This window comes from Bacteroides ihuae (assembly GCF_900104585.1).
Classification (GTDB): domain Bacteria; phylum Bacteroidota; class Bacteroidia; order Bacteroidales; family Bacteroidaceae; genus Bacteroides; species Bacteroides ihuae.
The window spans coordinates 1,147,884-1,170,108 of record NZ_FNVX01000004.1; the positions used below are offsets into that span (position 1 = coordinate 1,147,884).

A 22,225-nucleotide genomic window follows, 5' to 3' on the forward strand; every position below is an offset into this window, starting at 1 on the left:
CACATCTCTCTGCAAATCGCCGGCTTCCCTCTGTTTTTTTTATTTAGTTTGCCATTTCCGAAAAGAATTTAATCCGTACTAAGCGCACCTCTTCTTCCGTATAGTCATCACCAAGTTCTCCAATAGCATCTTCTATTTTATCGGTAGTCGATTCTTTAAAATAGTCATAAATATCAAGCATGTGATCTTCATCCATGATTTCATCTAAGAAATAATCAATATTCAACTTTGTCCCCGAATAAACAATTGCTTCCACCTCATCTAGCAAATCGCTAAACTCAATACCTTTTGAGAGAGCAATATCATCCAAGGCCACTTTGCGATCAATAGACTGAATGATTGAAACTTTCAGCTTTGATTTATTAGCAACCGTACGCACCCGAAGATCTTCTGGACGTTCTATTTCATTCTCTTCACAGTGCTTCTTTATCAATACACAGAAATCTTCGCCATAGCGTTTGGCCTTTCCTGCACCTACACCAGGTATATTTTGCAATTCGTCCTGCGTAACCGGATAAATAGTAGCCATAGCTTCAAGAGAGGGGTCTTGAAAAATAACATAAGGCGGAACGCCCAATCTTTTAGATACTTTTTTCCTTAAGTCTTTCAACATTGAATACAACGCCGGATCGACAGCACAAGATCCTCCGCCTCTTGTGGGTGCTTCCTCTTCAATTTCATCAAAATCATTATCTTCAGTAATTTTGAATGACTTAGGATGTTTTAGGAACTTATGCCCAGCTTCGGTAACCTTTAAGGTTCCGTAGTTTTCGACATCTTTACTCAGATAACCGGCAATAAGCGCTTGCCTAATAACAGCATTCCATGTCTTATCTTCTTCGCCCATTCCTGAGCCAAAAACCTCAAGGTCTTCATGAAGATGCGCTTGCACTTCAGAAGTTTCTTTACCTTGCAATATATCAATAATATAGTCTGCTTTAAAGTTTTCTTTAACAGCGATAATCGCTTCAATCACAGCACATAACGAATCTTGAGCCTCCACTTGCTTTTTCGGGTTTAAACAGTTGTCACAATTTCCACAATTTTCTTCCATATATTCTTCGCCGAAGTAGTGTAATAACGACTTACGGCGGCATACGGAAGATTCAGCATATGCAGCCGTCTCCAGCAGAAGCTGCTTGCCTATTTCCTGTTCTGCCACAGGTTTTCCTTGCATGAATTTTTCAAGCTTCTGCAAGTCTTTATTCGTATAAAAGGTTATGCATTGTCCCTCACCACCATCTCTGCCGGCACGTCCGGTTTCTTGGTAATAACCTTCCAGGCTTTTAGGTATATCGTAATGAATAACATAACGCACATCCGGCTTATCTATACCCATTCCAAATGCAATAGTAGCCACTATTACGTCTATCTTCTCCATTAGAAAATCATCTTGGTTCTGCGTTCTTGTTGCAGAGTCCATTCCGGCATGATAAGCTCTTGCATTGATTCCATTTGCTTGAAGAATCTGAGCAAGCTCCTCCACTTTTTTCCGACTCAGGCAATAAATGATGCCCGACTTCTCATTATTATTCTTGATGAATTTGATAATCTCCCTGTCTATATTAACAGTTTTAGGACGAACTTCATAATATAAATTGGGGCGATTAAATGAAGATTTAAAGACTTTCGCATCTACCATCCCCAAGTTTTTTTTAATATCATGCAAGACTTTAGGTGTGGCAGTTGCCGTCAATGCAATAACCGGCGCCTTCCCTATCTCATTAATAATAGGACGAATACGACGATATTCCGGACGAAAATCATGCCCCCATTCAGAAATACAATGAGCTTCATCTACCGCGTAAAAAGAAATTTCCACCTTACGCAGAAATGCCACATTTTCATCTTTGGTTAAAGATTCGGGAGCAACATAAAGCAATTTCGTTTTTCCTGAGAGGATATCAGACTTTACCTGGTCAATGGCCGATTTATTTAATGAAGAGTTAATGAAATGAGCAATGCCGTCTTCTTCGCTGAAACTTCGCATTGCATCTACTTGGTTCTTCATTAAGGCAATCAATGGAGAAATGACAATAGCAGTACCTTTCATTGTTAGCGAAGGTAACTGATAGCATAGTGATTTGCCTCCGCCGGTGGGCATGAGTACAAAGGTATCGTTACCATCAAGCAAATTCTGAATGATAGCTTCTTGATTTCCTTTGAATTTATCAAATCCAAAATACTTCTTCAGTTGGTCCGTTAAATTAATCTTCCCTGCCATTCCATTAGATTGTTTTGTTTTTATTCCAAACTCAGACTATCGCTCCTATTGAGGAGTGACAAACAAAGTTATAACAACTTATTAAAAATCAAGTAAATCCAAGCTAATATTTTCAAGGGAAAACCAAAACAGCCATCCACTTCTTGCGCCATGACCTGTTTTATGCGGTTTGCAGTCTTACCATATTGGATTTATCAAGTTGCGCTTTTGCATAGCTCAGCGTTACTTCATATTCCTTTTGGTCCTGAGATGGTATCTCAAACATCACATCCATCATAATTGTCTCTACAATAGAGCGCAATCCACGGGCTCCAAGTTTGTATTCTACAGCCTTATCTACGATATATTCAAAAACGTCGGTCTGAAACGTAAGATTCACACCATCCATCTCGAATAACTTTACATATTGCTTTACAATAGAATTCTTCGGTTCAGTTAGGATAGCACGAAGTGCTGACCGATCAAGAGGTTCCAAATAAGTAAGAACAGGCAAACGCCCTATAATCTCAGGAATTAAACCAAATGATTTCAGATCTTGAGGCGCAATATATTGCATCATATTACCCTTATTGATAGAAGCATTCTTTTGAGAGGCTCCGTATCCAACAACGTGTGTATTCAGTCTCTGAGCTATTTTCTTCTCTATACCATCAAATGCGCCACCACAAATAAAAAGAATATTCTTAGTATTCACGGCAATCATCTTTTGGTCGGGATGCTTGCGCCCACCTTGGGGTGGCACATTAACGACAGATCCTTCCAATAATTTCAGTAAGCCCTGTTGCACACCTTCGCCACTTACATCACGAGTAATAGAGGGATTATCTCCCTTACGGGCTATTTTATCTATTTCGTCAATAAAGACAATCCCTTGTTCAGCCTCACCCACATTGTAGTCGGCTACTTGAAGCAGACGGGTAAGAATACTCTCAATATCTTCACCTACATATCCGGCTTCGGTCAGTACCGTAGCATCAACAATAGTGAAAGGTACATGTAGCAATTTAGCGATTGTACGGGCCAACAACGTCTTTCCTGTTCCGGTGCTTCCTACCATAATGATGTTTGATTTTTCTATCTCCACATCATCTTTGCTGTCTTTCTGCAACAAACGTTTATAATGGTTGTACACCGATACAGAAAGAAAACGCTTGGCATCATTTTGCCCAATAATATATTGATCAAGAAAAGCTTTTATTTCAAGAGGTTTGGGCAGCTCCTTCATATTCAGTTTTTTACCACCTACCGAAGTAGAAGCATCCAACGCTTCCTTCGTTATCTCATAAGCTTGAGTGGTACAACTATCGCAAATATATCCATTCATGCCCGTAATAAGAAAGTTTACTTCACTTTCCAAACGCCCACAAAAGCTACATCTGTTTTTCTTGCCGTTTTTTGTTATTTTTGATTCATCCATATTTATTCGATAACAGGTTTTCTAACCAACACTTCGTCTATCATACCATAGTCTTTGGCCTCAACTGCTGTCATCCAATAATCACGATCTGAATCTGCCCATACTTTATCAAAATCCACATGTGCATGATTCGCAATAATCGTATAAAGTTCCTTTTTCAACTTCATTATTTCACGAGCAGTAATTTCGATGTCTGAAGCCTGTCCTTGCGCCCCTCCCATCGGTTGGTGAATCATCACTCGAGAGTGTGTAAGTGCTGAACGTTTTTTGTCTGCTCCAGCCACTAACAAAACCGCAGCCATAGAGGCAGCCATGCCAGTACAGATTGTGGCCACATCGCTTGTGATAAATTGCATGGTATCATAAATTCCAAGACCAGCAGTCACTGAACCACCAGGAGAATTTATATAAATAGAGATGTCTTTCCCCGGATCTACCGAATCCAGATACAGTAACTGGGCTTGAAGCGTGTTAGCCGTATAATCATCCACTTGAGTACCGAGAAAAATGATACGATCCATCATTAAACGAGAGAACACATCCAGTTGAGTTACATTCAATTGTCTCTCTTCAAGAATATAAGGATTTAAGTATCCTGCTTGCGATTTTATAACGTCATCTAACACCAAACTATTTATTCCTAAGTGCTTGGTTGCATATTTTCTGAAATCATCCATAGTTATCCGTATTATATTGTTAGTACAATGTGAATACAAAGAAACAAAAAAGAACACAGAGACACAAAAGGACAGAGTTATAATTAATAAAAAAACTCCGTGACCTTGTATCTCTGTATTCTTTATATCCGATATCTCGGAATATTTATTTAAATAGCCCGCTAAATTCTTCTAAAGAAACGACTTTGTTTTTCAATGTCACTTTATTTTTCAACGCAACAGAAAGTTTAGAGTCTACCACACGGTTCACTAAACCATCAATACTGTCTTTCTTCTTCAACATTTCTTGAGCATAATTATCAAGCAAATCATCAGGAACGGTAAGCATACCATATTGAGCGAACTGAGCCTTGGTAGCATCTTTAGCCATTTGAAGAACATCAGCTTGCTCTACCTTAATATCAAATTCTTTCACCAGCTGTTCCTTTGCCAAATGCCAAGTCAACTCCTCTATGCTAGTATCGTAGTTTTCATCCACAAAGCCTTCTCCTTTATCAGCATTGTTTAGCAACATAATGCGTTTAAGCAAAGCGGTAGGAAATTCTATTTTACCCAATTTGTCTAGTAAGCCTTTACGAACGTCAATCAGGAATTTATAATCACTATCAGCAATAAATTGAGCCGCAATGCTCTCTTTTACTTTTGCAGTGAATTCTTCTTCAGTCGTAACAACATCCTTACCCAAGACCTGATCGAATATCTCCTGATTCAACTCTCCTTCTACGAAGCGAGTGATTTCTGCTACTTGGAAGCTGAAATCAGCTTTCACATTTGCAACAGCTTCCTTTTCTATCTTCAAGAGTGAAGCTATCTCTGTATCATGTCCGTCGTAAGCAGTATTAGGGTTAAACACCAAAACGTCATTTACCTTTGCATCAGCAAAGATGGCTTTCTGAACATCATTCTTAATGTAAGAAGGCATCAACACAGCACCTTCAACCTGAATGCCACCTTCTTTGGTGTTACCATTCTCATCGAGTTCAGCTATCAGCCCTTTCAACATATCATTTTCTTGATAAACATCAACCTGATCATATCGACCACTACGTTGAGTATATGCTTTCAGTTGTTTGTCAACCATTTCAGCAGTCACATCAACAGTGTAGTAATCAACCTCATCTTTAGCAGATAGTTCCGCTTTAAATTCCGGTGCCAATGCAATGTCGAACAAAAACTCGAAATCTTCCATTGTATCAAAATCAACCACTGGTTGTTTGTCTTCGTTAGGCATCGGCTCTCCAAGAATATTCAAATCATTATCTTTGATATATCCATAGACCTTTTCTGAAAGCAACTTGTTTACTTCCTCAGCAACAACTGATTTACCATACATTTTCTTCACCAAACTTGCCGGAACCATTCCTTTACGGAATCCGGGAACTTGCGCTTTCTGGCGAAAAGACTTCAACGACTTTTCTACTTGTTCCTGATAATCGGCTTTCTCAAGCTTTACTGTAAGCAATGCACTTACTTTGTCAATGTTTTGTAATGAAACGTTCATTCTGACAATTATTTATTTGATTTATACTTTGTTCGATACTCAAATTGAGGGTGCAAAATTAGTGCTAATCTTTCAATTATCAAATAAGATTTATGAATTATTTATATTTCAACCTTTTTGATAGATAACTTCCAATCCTTGAGGGTTTAAGATATGAATCTCTCTGTCCTTGATTTCGATCAAATTATCCGACTCAAAACTCTTTAAAACTCTGATTGCATTTTCTGTACTGATAGAAGCAAATTCAGCTATATCTTTTCGCGACATAAATTCAAAGACGTTACTTTCATCCGTTCTAAAAGAGTCAAGATATAACAAAACACGAGCCATTTTTCCATGCATCTGTTTATATAAATGACTATGTAATAGTAAAAAGAAACTATTTTCCAGTTCACTATATCGCCGTATAAGTTGGAAACTCATGTCCGGATCTTCTTGAATCAGCTGCAGCAAATATTCCCTGTCGAATAAACATAATGTAACCGGACCTAAAGCCATGGCTGAATAATTGCTTATATTATTATTAAATAGACCCGACAGTGCTATAAAATCTCCTTGTCCCACGATTCGCAGATTCGTATTCCGCCCCGATGCTCCTTCAATGAATTCTTTCACAAAACCATGGAGTACAAACATCACTGACGGCGCAAAGTTACCTTGCTTATTAATGATATCCCCTTTTTGAAAGGTTATTTGTCGCTTATGCGCTTCCAGTTCACGAAGTTTTTCATCAGAAAGATTAGCAAAACAGGTTGCACCAAGTTTTATAACAGGAAAACGCAAAGATAGTTCCGCTTTATTCATAATCGAACTTTTTATAACTATTTACTTAACGATTACAAAAATACGAAATAATCCCGGTTTAGCTAATTAGGAGTACGATCTTACATTATATACTCATTAATCGATTGAAAACAAATAGGGAAATATTAATTTAAAATAGCACTAACAGGTAATTCTGACCGTACTAATTGACTGAAAGTTTAACGTATGATATAGCGCAACAACATGGGGATGTTCGATATCAAAACATAGGGATGTTATTACAGTAAACATCCCCATGTTGTTAGGCTATAAAAGCTATCTTCAAAAGAGAAGAAGCAAACAGTCAAAAAAGGTTGTACGACTATTCATCTTTAATAAATATATCGAGTAATTTCTCTAACGGACAAAATTTAGTCATGGAGGATTGAAACAGGTTGAAACCGACAAATCCAGCTAGGAACAACCATTCTATGGCTACAAAATAGGCTAGAAGAACGCTTGTTAGAACAAGCGCCCCTGCCACGAATCTAATAATCCGCTCTTTCATATTCTACATCATTTTTGAAAATTCTTCTACATTCAAGACAAAACCTCTGACAGGAAAAGGAGTATTACAATCTGCATTGCAGCGATTGATATTTCCCAAGGCCTTCTGAGCCGATTCAGCATCGGTAAAGCTAAACAAAACGATGGAGTTGGTTTTTCCATTGTCCGATCCAAACCATCCGACGTTATACCCACGTTTTTTATATCCTGTGGTATCACTCACACTAAAAATACTTACTCCTGCACTTTCGAGCAATTTAGCCACTTCCTCTTGATGCTCCCTGATGCTTACTACAATCAATAGTTTCATAACCTTTGCTTATTTAATTTTCTTATTCAACATTTTGAAATAAAGCAGTGGCACAACCCCAAGCGTAAGAATGGTTGATGTGATGGTTCCTCCCATCAACGAGATGGCCAATCCTTGAAAGAGAGGGTCAAATAGGATAACGATGGCACCTAGTACTACAGTGCCTGCGGTAAGAAGAATTGGTAACGTACGCACTGCACCAGCTTCCAAAATAGCTTGTTTGAGTGGAACATCCTCCTTAAGGCGGATATTGATAAAATCGATAAGCAAGACGGAGTTCCTAACCATAACACCCGCCAAGGCTATAAAGCCAATCATAGACGTAGCACTGAAATAAGCCCCCATCACCCAGTGACCTAACACTATTCCAATCAAAGAAAGTGGTATGGCAGCAAGCATCACGATGGGCACAAGAAAGTCTTGAAACCAACCTACGATGAGCAAATAAATGATCAATATTGCTATCGCAAAGGCTATTCCGAGGTCGCGAAACACTTCGTAAGTGATTTGCCACTCGCCATCCCATTTCATCGAATAGTTATCTTCATTTTCGGGCTGCGAGTTGCTCAGTATACTAAGATCATAACCCTCAGGAAGTTTCACATCTTTGAGCTTCTTATTTACGTCCATTATAGCATACACTGGACTTTCTAACGCTCCAGCCAAGTCGGCAGTAACCATCACCAATCTTTTCTGATCCTTACGCCAGATGCTCTTTTCCTTTATTCCCTCTTTCGCTTCAGCTATATCGCCCAATAGAACGACCTGTCCATTCATGTTCTGTATCGGAAGACTTTTCAAAGCTGCTATCGATGATTTGTCAGAGTTGTTCATTTCCAAACGGATGGGAATAGGCGACAACGAGTTTTCTTGATGCAACACACCTACATCTTTACCAGAAATTGCTGCTCGCAAGTCTTCAGTAACCTTAGCGGGAGCTACTCCCCTGATCATTGCTTTTTCTTTATCTACCGCAAAACGGATCTCTTTCTGATCATCTTCAATAAACACGTCAGTGTCTACAATACCTTCAGTTTGGCTTAATATAGTCTTGATCTGACGAGCTACTTTAATTTGTTCATCATAATTAGGGCCATAAACTTCGGCCACAATCGTAGACAGAACAGGAGGTCCGGGTGGTACTTCTACTATCTTTGCATTAGCATTCCAGCGAAGAGCAATCTTCTGAATAGGTGTACGCATCTTCTTAGCAATATCATGACTCTGAATTTTACGATCACCCTTATCCGTAAGGTTTACTTGTATATCGGCTACATTATCCCCTCTCCTCAAGTCATAATGCCGCATCAATCCATTGAAACTGATAGGTGCGGAAGTTCCGACATAAGTTTGATAGTTCACGACATCGGACTGAGTGGCTACAAAAGCAGCAATTTCTTTGGTTACAGCAGCTGTTTGTTCTAATGTAGCCGACTCGGGCATATCAATCACTACCTGAAATTCATTCTTATTATCAAAAGGCAACATCTTAACTGGAACAATCTTGAAGAAAAATAAAGAAAGTGAACCGATTAAAAGAGCCAGAGTAACAAGCATAAACACCCAACGTTTCTTGCGCGATGCAAGCATGGGATTCATAAACCATGCATAGTAACGATACAAAGCAGAGCTAGAAGCATCATACTCTTCTTCTTCTTTCTCTTTATCCCCCTCTTTCTTGCTATCCTTATGCTTAAGGAAAATATATCCAAGATAAGGTGTAAGCGTTAAGGCTACGATCAGAGAAAATGTCATGGCAATGGATGCGCCAATAGGCATCGGACTCATATAAGGGCCCATTAATCCTGAAACAAAAGCCATAGGCAATACAGCTGCAATCACTGTGAGTGTGGCAAGTATAGTAGGATTACCCACTTCATTGATAGCAAAAAGGGCAGCCTGCCTGAGTGAAAGGTATCTCATCTTAAAATGTCGATGCATATTTTCTGCTATAATGATGGAGTCGTCCACCACAATACCCGTTACGAACACGAGAGCAAAAAGCGTGATCCTGTTCAGCGTATAATCCATGAAATAATAAGCGAACAAGGTGAGCGCAAAGGTAATAGGCACAGAAAGGAACACTACTAAGCCACCGCGCCAGCCCATGGCCAACATGACAAATAGCGTTACGGCTACAATAGCACCAAAGAGGTGAAGAAGCAACTCGGATACTTTTTCGGAAGCTGATTCTCCATAATTACGAGTCACAGAAATATTAATATCCGGAGAGACCGATTCTTTTTTTAGATACTCTACCTTATCTAATATCTTTTCGGAAAGATGCATAGCATCCGTGCCTTCTTGTTTAGAAATAGCGATCGTTACAGCTGTATAATCAGAAGCATTACTCTCTTTTAAGCCTTTTGCTGCATCAGCACCATAACCAAATGATACATATTGCGTCGGAGTAGCCGAAGGTCCTTCCGTTATAGTAGCGATTGAAGAGAGATATACAGGATGTCCTTCGTTCATTCCCACGATCAAATTATCCACGTCTTCACGGGTCTTGAGAAAATTACCCGACGCTACAGAGTAGGTCTCATTACCATTATAGATGTTGCCTGCCTGCATCTGAAAGTTTGCCGCCTGCATATACTGATTTACGGCCGCCAAATCAAGATTCATCCCAGCCAACTTATCTTTATCGATGGTAACACTCACTTGACGAGAACGCCCGCCAATAATATCAATATTTGTAACGTTCTTAATTTTCTTTATTTCGTTACGCAATAACTCAGCCTGTTGCCTGAGCATGTAATCGCTACTAGTTTTACTCCAGAGGGTAAGGGCAAGTACAGGCACATCATTAATCGAGCGTGTCTTTATTAATGGCATACTGACGCCTTGAGGCATCTTATCCATGTTCTTGATTAATTCATTATAAAGGTTTACCAAAGATTTTTCTTGGTTTTTGCCCACATAAAACTGAACAGTGAGCATTGCCTGATCAGACATGGAGGTGGACATAACGTGCTCCACTCCATTCACATTAGATAAAGCCTTTTCGAGTGGCGCTACCACCTTTGTTTCCATTTCAGCAGGGGTCGCTCCAGGCATACCGATGAAGATATCGGCTGCAGGAACTTCTATTTGAGGTTCTTCTTCTCGAGGAATCAAGTAAACACTATAGACTCCAATGAGCATAAAAGCAACCATCAACAGCAGCGAGAGTTTGCTTTGTAAAAAGCCTCCGGCGATTTTTCCGGCAATTCCTTCTTTCATGGCTATTGTTATTTCTTTAATTCAACTTTTGTTCCGTTCTCTAATCTCTTTCCATCAGGAAAGATAACTAAATCTTCTTTCTGTAATCCGGAAAGTATTTCGGTCTGGTCTCCTATCATTTGTCCGGTGCGCACCCAACGAAGCATAGCTGTCTGCGATAATGAAACGACAAAGACTCCTGTCAAACCATCTTTATTGAGCAAGGCAACAGTGGGTATCAGAAGATTAGCCGATTGCAGCATATTGTGATCTTTGGCGATAGGCACCAACACATTAGCATACATACCCGAATAAACTTTTGACTTTTCGGTAAACGGAACTTGAATAGTAATCTTATACTGTCCACCATTTTCAATTGACGACTGGCTCTTCTCGATAATAGGAGCTTCAAACGTCAGATTAGCAGATTTCACTCGCACGATGGCTTTCATCCCTTTTTCGACCTTATTTACATCCGACTCTGTGAGCGAACTTTCTACAACTAATTCCCCTCCTTTTTCTACTACAATCAGCGGCACACCCGGACTAGCCAATGCTCCTAAATCAATATTTATTTGCGAAACGGTTCCGTTAAAAGGAGAAGTAATCTGAGTATACGCTTGATTAGCCGTCACTTCTCTTTTCATTTGGCGAGCCACATCTAATTTTGATTTCATCGACAAAAATTGCAAATTGACATTCTCATATTCTTTAGCCGAAACACTCTTGCGAGCATAAAGAATAGCAAAACGCTCCTCATCTTTCTTTGCTAAGCTATAAGCTGCTTCTGCTTCGCGAATCATAGCTTCAGCTTGCGCTTTTTTAGCCCCAAGTTCTTCATCTGATATAGTAAGCAATAATTGGCCTTTCGACACCTTATCTCCCTTTTTCACACGGATAGAAGTAACCGACCCCATCATACGAGTACCCAAACGAGCTGTCTCTTTAGATTGTATCCGACCATTGGTAACAATGCCTCTCTCATTTTGAAAAACAGGACTTGTTGTTTCCACCACAACAGGAGTATCATTATTTGTTTTTTTCTCTGCTCCACCAGAACAGGCAGTAATTAGCATACTTGAAGCAATCAATGCACTTAATAAGGAAAACTTTGACTTTTTCATATATATATATTATTTTATTCGTTAGAAGAAGTTATAAAAGCAAGATAGGCGATGGTTAGATCTTTTTTGAAGTAAACCATTTCACGCATCAAGCCGGTTTGTGCTAATTGAGTCTGCACACGAAGCAAATCCGACGTTGAAGAAAGCCCTTGTGAATAGCGATCAGTCTGAATATTGAGTCCTTCCTGGGCTTGTGCCACCATCGATTCGGCTTGTCTCATTTCGTAGTCTAGATCACTAAGTTGACGCAAATTCTTCTGATATTCCATTTCAGCCTGCGATTTGGTTTCGGTTAAGCGACTAGCAATCTTATCACGTTCTAATCGCGAAGCCTTTATTTTGTGCCAATCTTGTGTACCCGAAAATATTTTCCACGATAAACGCACTCCGGCAAAGTAGCTATCAGAGCTAAAACGGAAGGGTTTCACATCATTGTACTGGTAATTGCCAAAAGCGTTTATGCGAGGAATCAAGGACATCTTGTCGGCTCGCAACTTATTTTTAGCGGCAGAGAATCCAGCTTCATAGGCTAGTATATCATTCCGATAACTCAAATTTAGGCTTCTGACAGAAGAGGCCGAAAAGCGTAACGTGTCTACAAGGTAAGTAACACCAGGTTGCTTGCCCATCAAAAAGCCTAATTGATCAGAGCTATTAAGAATGTTACTTTTTGCTGTTTGAAAGTCTGTTCTCATTTTACTTTGAAACACTCTGGCATCGAGCAGATCGGCTTTTTGTATAAGACCTTGCTCGTACATATCTTCAGCACGCTTCAGAAAAGCATCAGCTGTCTCAAGTGCTTTTCCTATCACCTTTTTATTCTGGTATGCCAATCTTACCTCCAGATAAGCTTTCTTAACTTGAAACGACAAATATTCTTCAGCCCTTTTACGACTCCACTCTTGCATCTGATGATAATCGCGTGCACTGCTTCTTTGATAAATAGCATCCATATTAAAAATTGGCTGAGTAACATCTATCTGAGCAGAAAAGTCTTTATTAAAACCCGGATAGTTAAGCTTTGCCGGATCAAAATCAGCTGCTGTGACACTCTGTTCTTGTAGTTTAAAACCAAAAACATTGAGAGGATTATTCGTAAAATAAGCATTATATGAAAGCCCTATTTGGGGCATAAAAATAGCATTAGCTCCCAAGCTTTCTTCTTTCGCTATCTTTGCGTTTAGTGTTGCTTGGTGTAGAGATTCATTGTGCAACATAGCTGAATCAATAGCTTGACTCAAGGAAATAGATCTTTGACTGTCTTGCGCTTGAATAGCAAACGGAAGCAAAACAGTCAAAAGCATGATTAACGTAATGTTTTTTATCTTTCTCATAACTCTTTGTTTTTTGCAAAGGTAGTAGAGAATTAGTTCGTTACATTAAAAACAAGGCTGTTGTGCAGCACTCCGAAGACTGATATACAACAGGATCGTGTTTTAATAAAAATAAAAAGCGCCATTTATAACCATATACCTTAAAAAAACACCTAGAATAATAAAAAAACACACAAGAGGGAACGTTTATTCAAAATAAATGCGTTCCTTTGTTGCGGAATGATGATGCATTAGTCCACGATTTCTATTACAAGTTTTTACTCTCCGTTTAAAATAAGCGCTTTTGTAAACTCTCTGTCATTTTAATCCCTTAAGTATTAGACATCTCTTTCCTGAGAGTTTTATTTATTCATTTATTATTTTTTCATTATGAACATTTACGTTGGAAACCTTAACTACAATGTTAGGGAAGCAGATCTGCAACAGACATTAGAAGATTACGGAACAGTATCTTCAGTTAAAGTTATTATGGACCGCGAAACTGGTAAGTCTAAGGGCTTTGGATTCGTAGAAATGGCCAATGATGCAGAAGCTACAAAAGCAATTGCCGAATTGAACGGAGCCGAATATGAAGGCCGCGCAATGGTAGTTAAAGAAGCTAGACCAAAATTCTAAATATAGAATCTTAGGACATTTAGAAGAACCTTTTGCGACAAGAGTTGGCAGAGGGTTCTTTTTTTTTTAGATATATCGTGATGGAATAATGGTTTGAGATAATTTTGCAGATGTTAGCAAAAGAAGAGATTACCTCTGTCATTAGATGAGGCGTTACGATGTAGAGATAAAAAAGCTATTAACTGTAAGCAAAAAATAGAGATCCCCAAAACAATTAGTCTAAAACTCTATCGTAAAAAGAATCTTTTGAGACTCAAAAACAAAGAATAGTGCAATAGACTATTTTCATAAAGCACAGAGTTTAGCCTTTAAGATTGAAAATCTTTCCGCCTTAAAACAAAACTATTACTTAAATATTTTTCACGAACGATTTTATTCTCAGCAAGTTCTTCGGGAGTTCCTTGAAAAAGGATTTTTCCTTCAAACAACAAATAAGCACGATCTGTGATGCTCAATGTTTCTTGTACATTGTGGTCAGTAATCAGAATGCCGATATTTCTGTCTTTAAGCTTCCACACTATTTGCTGAATATCTTCCACAGCAATAGGATCTACACCGGCAAAAGGTTCATCAAGCATAATAAATTTAGGATCAATAGCCAAACAACGAGCAATCTCGGTACGACGACGTTCACCTCCTGATAACTGGGTTCCTAAGTTCTTGCGTACTTTTTGCAAACGAAATTCGGCAATCAAACTCTCGAGTTTGTCTTTCTGGTATTCTTTCGGTTTATTGGTCATCTCAAGAACAGAAGCTATATTGTCTTCCACACTCATCTGACGAAAAACAGAAGCTTCTTGCGCCAAATAGCCAATACCTGTCTGCGCGCGTTTATAAACAGGATAGTTTGTGATTTCTAAGTCATCCAAAAAAATCCGTCCTTCATTGGGTGTTATGAGTCCTACCGTCATATAAAAAGAAGTCGTTTTACCAGCTCCATTAGGACCTAGCAAACCAACTATCTCTCCTTGCTTTACATTAATCGAAACGTGACTTACAACGGTACGTTTACCGTATTTTTTTACCAAGTCTTCGGTACGAAGAACCATCTTATCATCTTCCATATCCTTCTTATTTAGCGGCAAATGTAGTGAAAATAAGCCGAAATAGTGTACATTTGCAAACAAATATATGAGATATGATTAAAGCATTAAGAACTGTCGGAAGATATATTATACTGATGAACCGGACATTTTCTCGCCCGGAAAGAATGCGTATGTTCTTCAAACAATACGTCAAAGAGATAGAGCAATTGGGGATAAACTCCATCGGCATTGTACTTCTAATATCCTTCTTTATAGGTGCGGTAATTACAATACAGATAAAGTTGAATATCGAGAGTCCTTGGATGCCTAGATGGACTGTGGGGTACGTAACCCGCGAAATTATGCTATTGGAGTTCTCATCGTCTATTATGTGTCTTATTCTAGCAGGCAAAGTGGGGTCAAACATTGCCTCCGAGCTTGGAACAATGCGCATAACTCAACAAATTGATGCGCTTGAAATAATGGGAATAAATCCCGCATGTCATCTTATTCTTCCTAAAATAGCAGCACTAGTTACCATTATTCCGATATTGGTTACCTTCAGTATTTTTGCCGGAATCATTGGCGCTTTTGCTACCTGTTGGTTCGGAGGAATTATGATGGCCAGTGACTTAGAATATGGATTGCAATACATGTTTGTAGAATGGTTTGTCTGGTGCGGAATTATCAAGTCGCTATTCTTTGCTTTTATTATTGCAAGTGTATCCGCCTTTTTCGGTTACACTGTTGAAGGAGGTTCGATAGAAGTAGGGAAGGCATCAACAGATTCTGTGGTAATTAGCAGCGTGCTTATTTTATTTGCCGATTTGGTATTAACAAAACTTTTAATGGGATGATCGAAGTAAAACAACTCTATAAATCATTTGAAGATAAGGATGTATTGAAAGACATCAATGTCACGTTTGAAAATGGCAAAACAAATCTCATCATCGGACAAAGCGGTTCAGGAAAAACCGTTTTGATGAAATGTATTGTAGGGCTGCTCGCCCCTGACAAAGGAGAGTTATTGTATGACACGCGCAACTTTCTAACGATGAGCAAAAAAGAAAAAAAGCATCTCCGCCGTGAGATGGGAATGATTTTTCAAAGTGCTGCTTTATTTGATTCAATGAGCGTACTCGAAAATGTGATGTTCCCTCTTAGTATGTTCAGCAATGGCACGCTAAGAGATAGACAAAGGAGAGCTCTTTCTTGCCTAGAACGAGTAAATCTTATCGAGGCCAAAGACAAATTCCCTGGTGAGATAAGCGGAGGTATGCAAAAACGAGTAGCTATAGCCCGGTCCATTGTACTCCAGCCCCAGTATCTATTTTGCGATGAGCCAAACTCTGGATTAGATCCTAAAACTTCGCTAGTCATTGATGAACTAATACAAGACATCACCAGAGAATATAACATGACCACCATCATCAATACTCATGATATGAATTCGGTTATGGGCATTGGAGAAAAAATAATTTTCATTTTTGATGGACACAAAGAGTGGGAAGGCACCAAAGATGATATTTTCACCTCTCCCAATAATCGCTTGAATAATTTTGTTTTTGCATCCGACCTCTTCCGAAAAGTGAAAGAAGCAGAAGTGCAAAATATTGAAGGATAGCTTTTTCTGATATTTACAAAGGATTATTTATACAACGAAGAGAGGCTAATCCTATAATAGGATTAGCCTCTCTTCGTTGTATAAAACAAAAAAAATTATTTCTGCCGTATATAAATATTAATAGGAGTGCCGGTAAGGCTCCATTTCTCACGCATCTTATTTTCCAAGAATCGTTTATATGGTTCCTTCACATATTGCGGCAAGTTAGCAAAGAACACAAATGACGGAACTTGCGTATTTGGTAACTGAGTGATATACTTGATCTTAATATATTTACCTTTTATTGAGGGAGGTGGATAAGCCTCAATCAATGGAAGAATTTCTTCATTCAAGCGCGCAGTAGGGATCTTTGTACTACGATTCTCGTATACGCCACGAGCCTCTTCAAGCACTTTCAATATTCTTTGTTTAGTGAGTGCTGAGCCAAATACGATTGGAAAATCAACAAAAGGAGCAAGACGAGAGCGAATAGCACTTTCAAATTCTTTTATAACCTTAGCTGTTTTGTCTTCAACCAAATCCCATTTGTTAACAACCACAACCAAACCTTTTGAGTTTTTCTGAATCAACGAAAAGATGTTCAAATCCTGACCTTCAACTCCTCGGGTTGCATCAAGCATCAAAATACAAACATCTGCAGCCTCAATAGAGCGTATGGATCGTATAACCGAGTAATATTCAAGATCTTCACTCACCTTATTTTTCTTACGAATACCAGCTGTGTCGACTAAGTAAAAGTCAAATCCAAATTTGTTATAACGAGTGTAAATTGAATCACGGGTAGTTCCTGCTATCTCAGTAACAATATTTCTATCTTCACCAATAAAAGCATTAATAAGTGATGACTTTCCAGCATTCGGACGTCCAACAACCGCAAAACGGGGGATATCCTCATCCAGAATTTCTGATGACTCCTTATTAAATTTACTAACAATAAGATCCATTAAATCACCTGTGCCACTCCCGGTAATAGCCGAAACACAATTCGGATCTCCCAGCCCAAGAGAGTAAAACTCTGCAGCACTATATTGAAGCTCATTATTGTCCGTTTTGTTAGCAACAACAATCACCGGACTCTCCGAGCGTCTCAAAATAGAAGCAACTTGCAAGTCAAGGTCTGTCACCCCATTCATTACATCTACAATAAAAAGGATAACATCAGCTTCCTCAACAGCCAACAATACTTGTTTGCGAATTTCTTCTTCAAAAACATCATCCGAGTTAACGACCCAACCTCCTGTATCTACAACAGAGAATTCGCGACCTAGCCATTCCGACTTCCCATATTGTCTATCACGAGTAGTACCCGCTTCATCATTTACAATCGCTTGACGGGTTTTAGTCAAACGATTGAATAAGGTAGATTTCCCAACGTTGGGACGCCCTACTATTGCAATCAAATTTCCCATAATTTATCACTCCATTTTTGCGACTCTCACAGTCGTATGAATACTAACTTAATCTAATTGATAACCAAAATTGCGTAGTTCCTTATCAGAGCTACGCCAATCTTTATCAACTTTCACATAAGTCTCAAGAAAGATTGTTTTCCCGAAGAATTTTTCGAGTTCACGACGTGCTTCTGTAGCTACTTTCTTAAGTGCTTTTCCTTGCTTACCAATAATAATCCCTTTCTGAGATTCTCGCTCAACATAAATAACAGCATTAATATGTATGAGTTTTGGATCTTCTTTAAATTGCTCAACCACAACTTCTACAGAGTATGGGATTTCTTTATCGTAATATAGCAATATCTTTTCGCGAATAATTTCATTTACAAAGAAACGAGCAGGTTTATCCGTCAACTGATCCTTATCAAAATAAGGAGGAGAATCGGGTAAAAGCTCTTTTATGCGCTTCATGATATAGTCTACATTAAACTTTGAAAGAGCAGAAATAGGTATAATCTCAGCTTGAGGCATTAGAGACTTCCATGCATCTACCAATTCTGAAAGTTTATCTTGATTACTTAAATCAATTTTGTTGATCAGTAGTAAAATAGGTATCGTTTGATGGCAAACTTTCTCAATAAACTCATTGTTTTTATCAGGGATTTCAACAACATCTGTAACATAGAGCAACACATCTGCATCAGCCAGAGCAGAAGTAGAAAAATTGAGCATCGACTCCTGCAACTTGTATGCAGGTTTAACAACTCCGGGAGTATCAGAAAAGACTATTTGCATCTCTTCTGTATTATATATTCCCATTATTCGATGGCGTGTTGTTTGCGCTTTAAATGTCGCAATAGATATACGCTCACCTACTAATGCATTCATTAAAGTAGATTTTCCTACATTAGGATTTCCTACAATATTCACGAAGCCCGCTTTATGCATTCTCTATTTCCTCTTTTTGTTTATTTTAGACAAAAAAACGCATCGAATAAAAATAGGATGCGTTTTATATTATAATCAGCAACTACTAGTTACCACTTTTTACCATCATAGCCCCATTTTACGTAGACAGCTCCCCACGTAAATCCAGCTCCAAAAGCAGTAAAAAGAAGGTTGTCACCTTTTTTGAGTTTTTCTTCGAAGTCCCAAATACAAAGAGGCAATGTGCCTGCACTTGTATTACCATAACGTTGAATGTTCACCAATACCTTCTCAATAGGCAATTCCATACGATGAGCTACAGCATCAATGATACGCATGTTAGCTTGATGTGGAATAACCCAACTTATGTTTTCCTTTGTTAAGTGATTTCTTTCAGCTAATGCAGCTGTCGCATCAGACATATTTGATACAGCATATTTGAATACCGTTCTACCCTCTTGATAAACAGAATGCATATGGTTATCTATTGTAAAATAAGAAGGAGGACAAACAGAGCCACCAGCTTTCATATGCAAGAAAGGTAAACCTTTACCATCGGTTTTAAGCAATGCATCCATAATACCATATTCTTCAGTGGTCGGTTCTACCATAAAAGCAGCAGCACCATCTCCAAAAATAGGGCAAGTTGCTCGATCAGTATAATCGGTGATCGATGACATTTTATCAGCACCAACAATAATTATCTTCTTGTATCTACCTGAGCGAATAAAAGAAGCTGCCGTTTCCATTAAAAACAAAAAACCACTACATGCTGCTTGCAAATCAAAGGCAAAAGCATTTTTCAAACCTAATTTATCACATAAAATAGATGCTGTAGAAGGAAAATGATAATCAGGAGTAGTAGTAGCAACAATAACCAAATCAATATCATCGGGATTAGATTCTGTACGTTGCATAAGCTGTTTTGCAGCTTTTCTTGCCATATAAGAAGTTCCTAACCCTTCTTCGTTCAATATTCGTCTTTCTTTGACCCCTATGCGAGTCATAATCCATTCGTCATTAGTATCTACCATCTTAGATATCTCTTCATTTGTCAAGACATATTCTGGTACATATCCGCCGACTCCAGTGATTACTGCATTAATTTTTTCCATTAATCCTATTTTGAATTTGCAATGCTTGTTATACTAAGAATACAGCCTAAGAAAAATTCTCTGGCTGTACTTCATTTAGTATATATCAACTTAGGCTGTCCTGATTATACAGCAGCTTCTTTTTCAATAGCAAGTTTACCTCGGTAATAACCGCAAGCACCACATACAGTATGATAAACATGCCATTCGCCACAATTAGGGCAAACTGCTAATGTAGGAGCTACTGCTTTATCATGAGTTCTTCTCTTTGCAGTTCTTGTTTTCGATTGTTTTCTCTTAGGATGTGCCATTTTTTTTAAGCTTTAATTATTATCTAATATTTTTTTTAAATCATTCCACCGCGGATCTATCCGTTCATCAGCATCTTCTATTGTATTATCCTCTTCAGACACTTCAAATGTTTCTTCAATACTATTATCGTCATCATCAGAAGAAGTTCTAAGATGTTTATTCAATTTGTTGGTCATCGTCTTATTACATTTCCCAGGCGCATGAACATGCTTCATCGGAATAGCTAAAACAATGAATTCATAAATAAACCATGCTACATTAATTTCACCTTCTTCTTCAGGAATCACAATCAGATTCTCACCTTCTTCAGTATATTCATGCCCAAACTTAACCATTAATTTGTCAGAAGTAGCAATCAATTGTTCCATCTCATCCAAACAACGGTCACAAGGTATTTTGACTGTCCCTTCAGTTTGAAAGCTGAGTTCAAAAGCATGTGATACATTTCTCACAGTAAGCACTACATTAATTTTCCCTTTTTGTATTTCGGGGCCATCAATATTAGCAAAGAAAAGATTATCAAGCAAAAACTCATGTTTACAAGTATCCGCTTGCATTCCTTTCAAATCAATTTTATATTTATCAAACTTTCCCAAAGTTTCTTTCTTTATATAATCGCTACAAAGTTACAAAAAAAGGCTAAATTCTACTGCTTTCTACATTTATTTTGCAATAATAGCCGCAGATGAAAAACAAATTCGGGCGACAAAGATACAAATAATAAAGTTCAAATCATACAAACCAATGCTAAATATCATAACTTTTAAGAGCTAGTTCAAATTTTGTCCAGAATAGTTTTTAAAGTGCTTCCGTATCGGTTGATAATAAATTTATTTCTAGTAAGCAAAATCATAATAAAAATGTAACAGACTGATTTGAGGAAAGAACCATAGCTATATATAAAGGAGTGTTAAAAATAAAAGAGATATAACGGCATATAGCGGATAAAAATAAATTTCTCATGGCCATGATGGCTATAGTGGCTAATATTCATAACAGCAAAGCCGCTTTTCTATTGGCTCGAGTATTAAAGGAACAATACTCTTGGGTAAAAGTGATGCTATGGAGGGGGCATTAATATTATTTAACAAGTCAAACACCTATTCGGATATACCAGTTGTTGTTAATGCATACAAAAATTAAGGCTTTAGCCCAATTCGCAAAAGATGGATTGTAGAGAGAATATTTTCTTGGGTTGACAACAGTGGAAAGATTTGTGAGAATTATGAATTGACTTTCGACTCGGCAGAAGAAATACTCAAAATTGCAACCATAAGATGGTTAGTCAATAAAACCAAACAAGCTTCTATATTCAACGATTTCCTTCCGATTGTTCTTAACAATCCGGGACCAGAAGGTTTTCCTTCATGTTTACCGTCGCCGTTGACTTGCTTTATCCACCAATGAGAATATTACCCAAAGTTTATCACTAACTGCTCGGAGACACGATAGAATGCAAGGGCTTCCCTTACCAAGCGGTATAATAAAGTGGAGCAGACAGGCTTTAATTCATTTAATACCATAACCACAACATAATATGAGTATCACCAAGAGGCATCAAACTTCTTAAACAATAAAGCAACAAATGCATCGATAGGAATCACTTAACAGCAAAATTAAGGCTTTCAAACTTACTAATTACAGAGGAGTTGGAGATGCTCCACCCGATGCTTAGACTTACAAATATTTAGCCTTAACACAGGATTTTACAGATAATCCGGTTTTTCTCTTCAGGAGTTCGGAATCTAATTCATCTACACGAGATAGTTCAAAATGGATCAATAGATCACATGGAAGAATATATTGAGCTAATTCAAAATAAGGATTCATAACGAAACGTATTATACTAAAAGACAAAGGTACAACTTATACAGGAAGAAGCATAAAGATAAACACAGGGTTCTACAGGTGAGCCAATATATTACGCAGTGTGTTGCCTTTTTCAAAACATTACGGGCATAGCCCTTAAACACAAAATCCCCCGTAAATATTTCTATCTACGGGGGACTTCTTCAAAACGGCGACTACCTACTCTCCCACTGTTACGCAGTACCATCGGCGTGATCAGGCTTAACTTCTCTGTTCGGAATGGGAAGAGGTGGAACCCTGATGCTATAGTCACCTAAATAAGGTTG

19 protein-coding genes and 1 rRNA gene are annotated in these 22,225 nt (G+C 38.2%); 3 read left to right on the forward strand and 17 right to left on the reverse strand.

Going from position 1 to position 22,225, the window contains the following annotated elements; genetic code table 11:
* Positions 1 to 43: 43 nt before the first annotated feature.
* From recQ to BQ5338_RS05710, 10 genes are all read right to left on the reverse strand, one after another.
* Positions 44 to 2,224 (reverse strand): DNA helicase RecQ, encoded by a 2,181-nt coding sequence (gene recQ, locus BQ5338_RS05665; RefSeq protein ID WP_071145788.1) that lies wholly within the window; start codon positions 2,222 to 2,224, stop codon positions 44 to 46.
* 160 nt (positions 2,225 to 2,384) lie between these two features.
* Positions 2,385 to 3,641: an ATP-dependent Clp protease ATP-binding subunit ClpX gene (gene clpX / locus BQ5338_RS05670; protein WP_071145789.1), complete on the reverse strand. Its 1,257-nt coding sequence runs from the start codon at positions 3,639 to 3,641 to the stop codon at positions 2,385 to 2,387.
* Positions 3,642 to 3,643: 2 nt separating this feature from the next.
* Positions 3,644 to 4,318: an ATP-dependent Clp endopeptidase proteolytic subunit ClpP gene (gene clpP / locus BQ5338_RS05675; protein WP_071145790.1), complete on the reverse strand. Its 675-nt coding sequence runs from the start codon at positions 4,316 to 4,318 to the stop codon at positions 3,644 to 3,646.
* Between the two features lie 145 nt (positions 4,319 to 4,463).
* Positions 4,464 to 5,819, reverse strand: a complete 1,356-nt coding sequence (gene tig / locus BQ5338_RS05680) for a trigger factor (RefSeq protein ID WP_071145791.1) — start codon at positions 5,817 to 5,819, stop codon at positions 4,464 to 4,466.
* Positions 5,820 to 5,927: 108 nt separating this feature from the next.
* Positions 5,928 to 6,623, reverse strand: a complete 696-nt coding sequence (locus BQ5338_RS05685) for a Crp/Fnr family transcriptional regulator (RefSeq protein WP_071145792.1) — start codon at positions 6,621 to 6,623, stop codon at positions 5,928 to 5,930.
* A gap of 322 nt (positions 6,624 to 6,945) precedes the next feature.
* On the reverse strand, positions 6,946 to 7,131 hold the full coding sequence (locus tag BQ5338_RS05690) for a YgaP family membrane protein (RefSeq protein ID WP_071145793.1): 186 nt from the start codon (positions 7,129 to 7,131) through the stop codon (positions 6,946 to 6,948).
* Positions 7,132 to 7,134: 3 nt separating this feature from the next.
* Positions 7,135 to 7,440 (reverse strand): hypothetical protein, encoded by a 306-nt coding sequence (locus tag BQ5338_RS05695; RefSeq protein ID WP_071145794.1) that lies wholly within the window; start codon positions 7,438 to 7,440, stop codon positions 7,135 to 7,137.
* Between the two features lie 9 nt (positions 7,441 to 7,449).
* A complete protein-coding gene (locus BQ5338_RS05700; protein ID WP_071145795.1) occupies positions 7,450 to 10,665 on the reverse strand; it encodes an efflux RND transporter permease subunit in 3,216 nt (1,071 codons plus the stop codon).
* Positions 10,666 to 10,673: 8 nt separating this feature from the next.
* Positions 10,674 to 11,768, reverse strand: a complete 1,095-nt coding sequence (locus BQ5338_RS05705; RefSeq protein ID WP_071145796.1) for an efflux RND transporter periplasmic adaptor subunit — start codon at positions 11,766 to 11,768, stop codon at positions 10,674 to 10,676.
* 14 nt (positions 11,769 to 11,782) lie between these two features.
* Complete coding sequence (locus tag BQ5338_RS05710; RefSeq protein ID WP_071145797.1) at positions 11,783 to 13,102, reverse strand: TolC family protein; 1,320 nt, start codon at positions 13,100 to 13,102, stop codon at positions 11,783 to 11,785.
* 369 nt (positions 13,103 to 13,471) lie between these two features.
* Between BQ5338_RS05710 and BQ5338_RS05715 the strand changes: the two genes are divergently transcribed.
* Positions 13,472 to 13,717 (forward strand): RNA recognition motif domain-containing protein, encoded by a 246-nt coding sequence (locus BQ5338_RS05715; RefSeq protein ID WP_071145798.1) that lies wholly within the window; start codon positions 13,472 to 13,474, stop codon positions 13,715 to 13,717.
* A 308-nt stretch (positions 13,718 to 14,025) separates the two neighbouring features.
* On the opposite strand, the gene lptB is transcribed toward BQ5338_RS05715, so the two are convergent.
* Positions 14,026 to 14,781 carry an LPS export ABC transporter ATP-binding protein gene (gene lptB, locus BQ5338_RS05720; protein WP_071145799.1) on the reverse strand — a complete coding sequence of 252 codons (756 nt, stop codon included), beginning with the start codon at positions 14,779 to 14,781 and terminating at the stop codon, positions 14,026 to 14,028.
* A 74-nt stretch (positions 14,782 to 14,855) separates the two neighbouring features.
* Between lptB and BQ5338_RS05725 the strand changes: the two genes are divergently transcribed.
* Together BQ5338_RS05725 and BQ5338_RS05730 are read left to right on the forward strand one after the other, a co-directional pair.
* The gene (locus BQ5338_RS05725; protein ID WP_071145800.1) at positions 14,856 to 15,599 is read left to right on the forward strand and encodes an MlaE family ABC transporter permease; all 744 of its coding nucleotides are present in this window, start codon (positions 14,856 to 14,858) and stop codon (positions 15,597 to 15,599) included.
* Complete coding sequence (locus BQ5338_RS05730; protein ID WP_071145801.1) at positions 15,596 to 16,366, forward strand: ABC transporter ATP-binding protein; 771 nt, start codon at positions 15,596 to 15,598, stop codon at positions 16,364 to 16,366. The genes BQ5338_RS05725 and BQ5338_RS05730 overlap by 4 nt, the downstream gene beginning before the upstream one ends.
* 95 nt (positions 16,367 to 16,461) lie before the next feature.
* Here the strand turns inward: BQ5338_RS05730 and der are convergent, their stop codons facing one another.
* The 6 genes from der to rrf all read right to left on the reverse strand — a co-directional run bounded on the left by der (position 16,462) and on the right by rrf (position 22,216).
* Complete coding sequence (gene der, locus BQ5338_RS05735) at positions 16,462 to 17,775, reverse strand: ribosome biogenesis GTPase Der (protein WP_071145802.1); 1,314 nt, start codon at positions 17,773 to 17,775, stop codon at positions 16,462 to 16,464.
* 48 nt (positions 17,776 to 17,823) lie between these two features.
* The gene (gene era, locus BQ5338_RS05740; RefSeq protein ID WP_071145803.1) at positions 17,824 to 18,705 is read right to left on the reverse strand and encodes a GTPase Era; all 882 of its coding nucleotides are present in this window, start codon (positions 18,703 to 18,705) and stop codon (positions 17,824 to 17,826) included.
* An 89-nt stretch (positions 18,706 to 18,794) separates the two neighbouring features.
* Entirely contained in the window at positions 18,795 to 19,799 is a 1,005-nt protein-coding gene (locus tag BQ5338_RS05745) for a beta-ketoacyl-ACP synthase III (RefSeq protein ID WP_071145804.1), read from the reverse strand.
* A 104-nt stretch (positions 19,800 to 19,903) separates the two neighbouring features.
* Positions 19,904 to 20,089 (reverse strand): 50S ribosomal protein L32, encoded by a 186-nt coding sequence (gene rpmF, locus BQ5338_RS05750; RefSeq protein WP_071145805.1) that lies wholly within the window; start codon positions 20,087 to 20,089, stop codon positions 19,904 to 19,906.
* A 12-nt stretch (positions 20,090 to 20,101) separates the two neighbouring features.
* Positions 20,102 to 20,686: a YceD family protein gene (locus BQ5338_RS05755; protein WP_071145806.1), complete on the reverse strand. Its 585-nt coding sequence runs from the start codon at positions 20,684 to 20,686 to the stop codon at positions 20,102 to 20,104.
* A 1,419-nt stretch (positions 20,687 to 22,105) separates the two neighbouring features.
* Positions 22,106 to 22,216: ribosomal RNA gene (rrf, locus tag BQ5338_RS05760) — 5S ribosomal RNA — on the reverse strand.
* Positions 22,217 to 22,225: the final 9 nt, after the last annotated feature.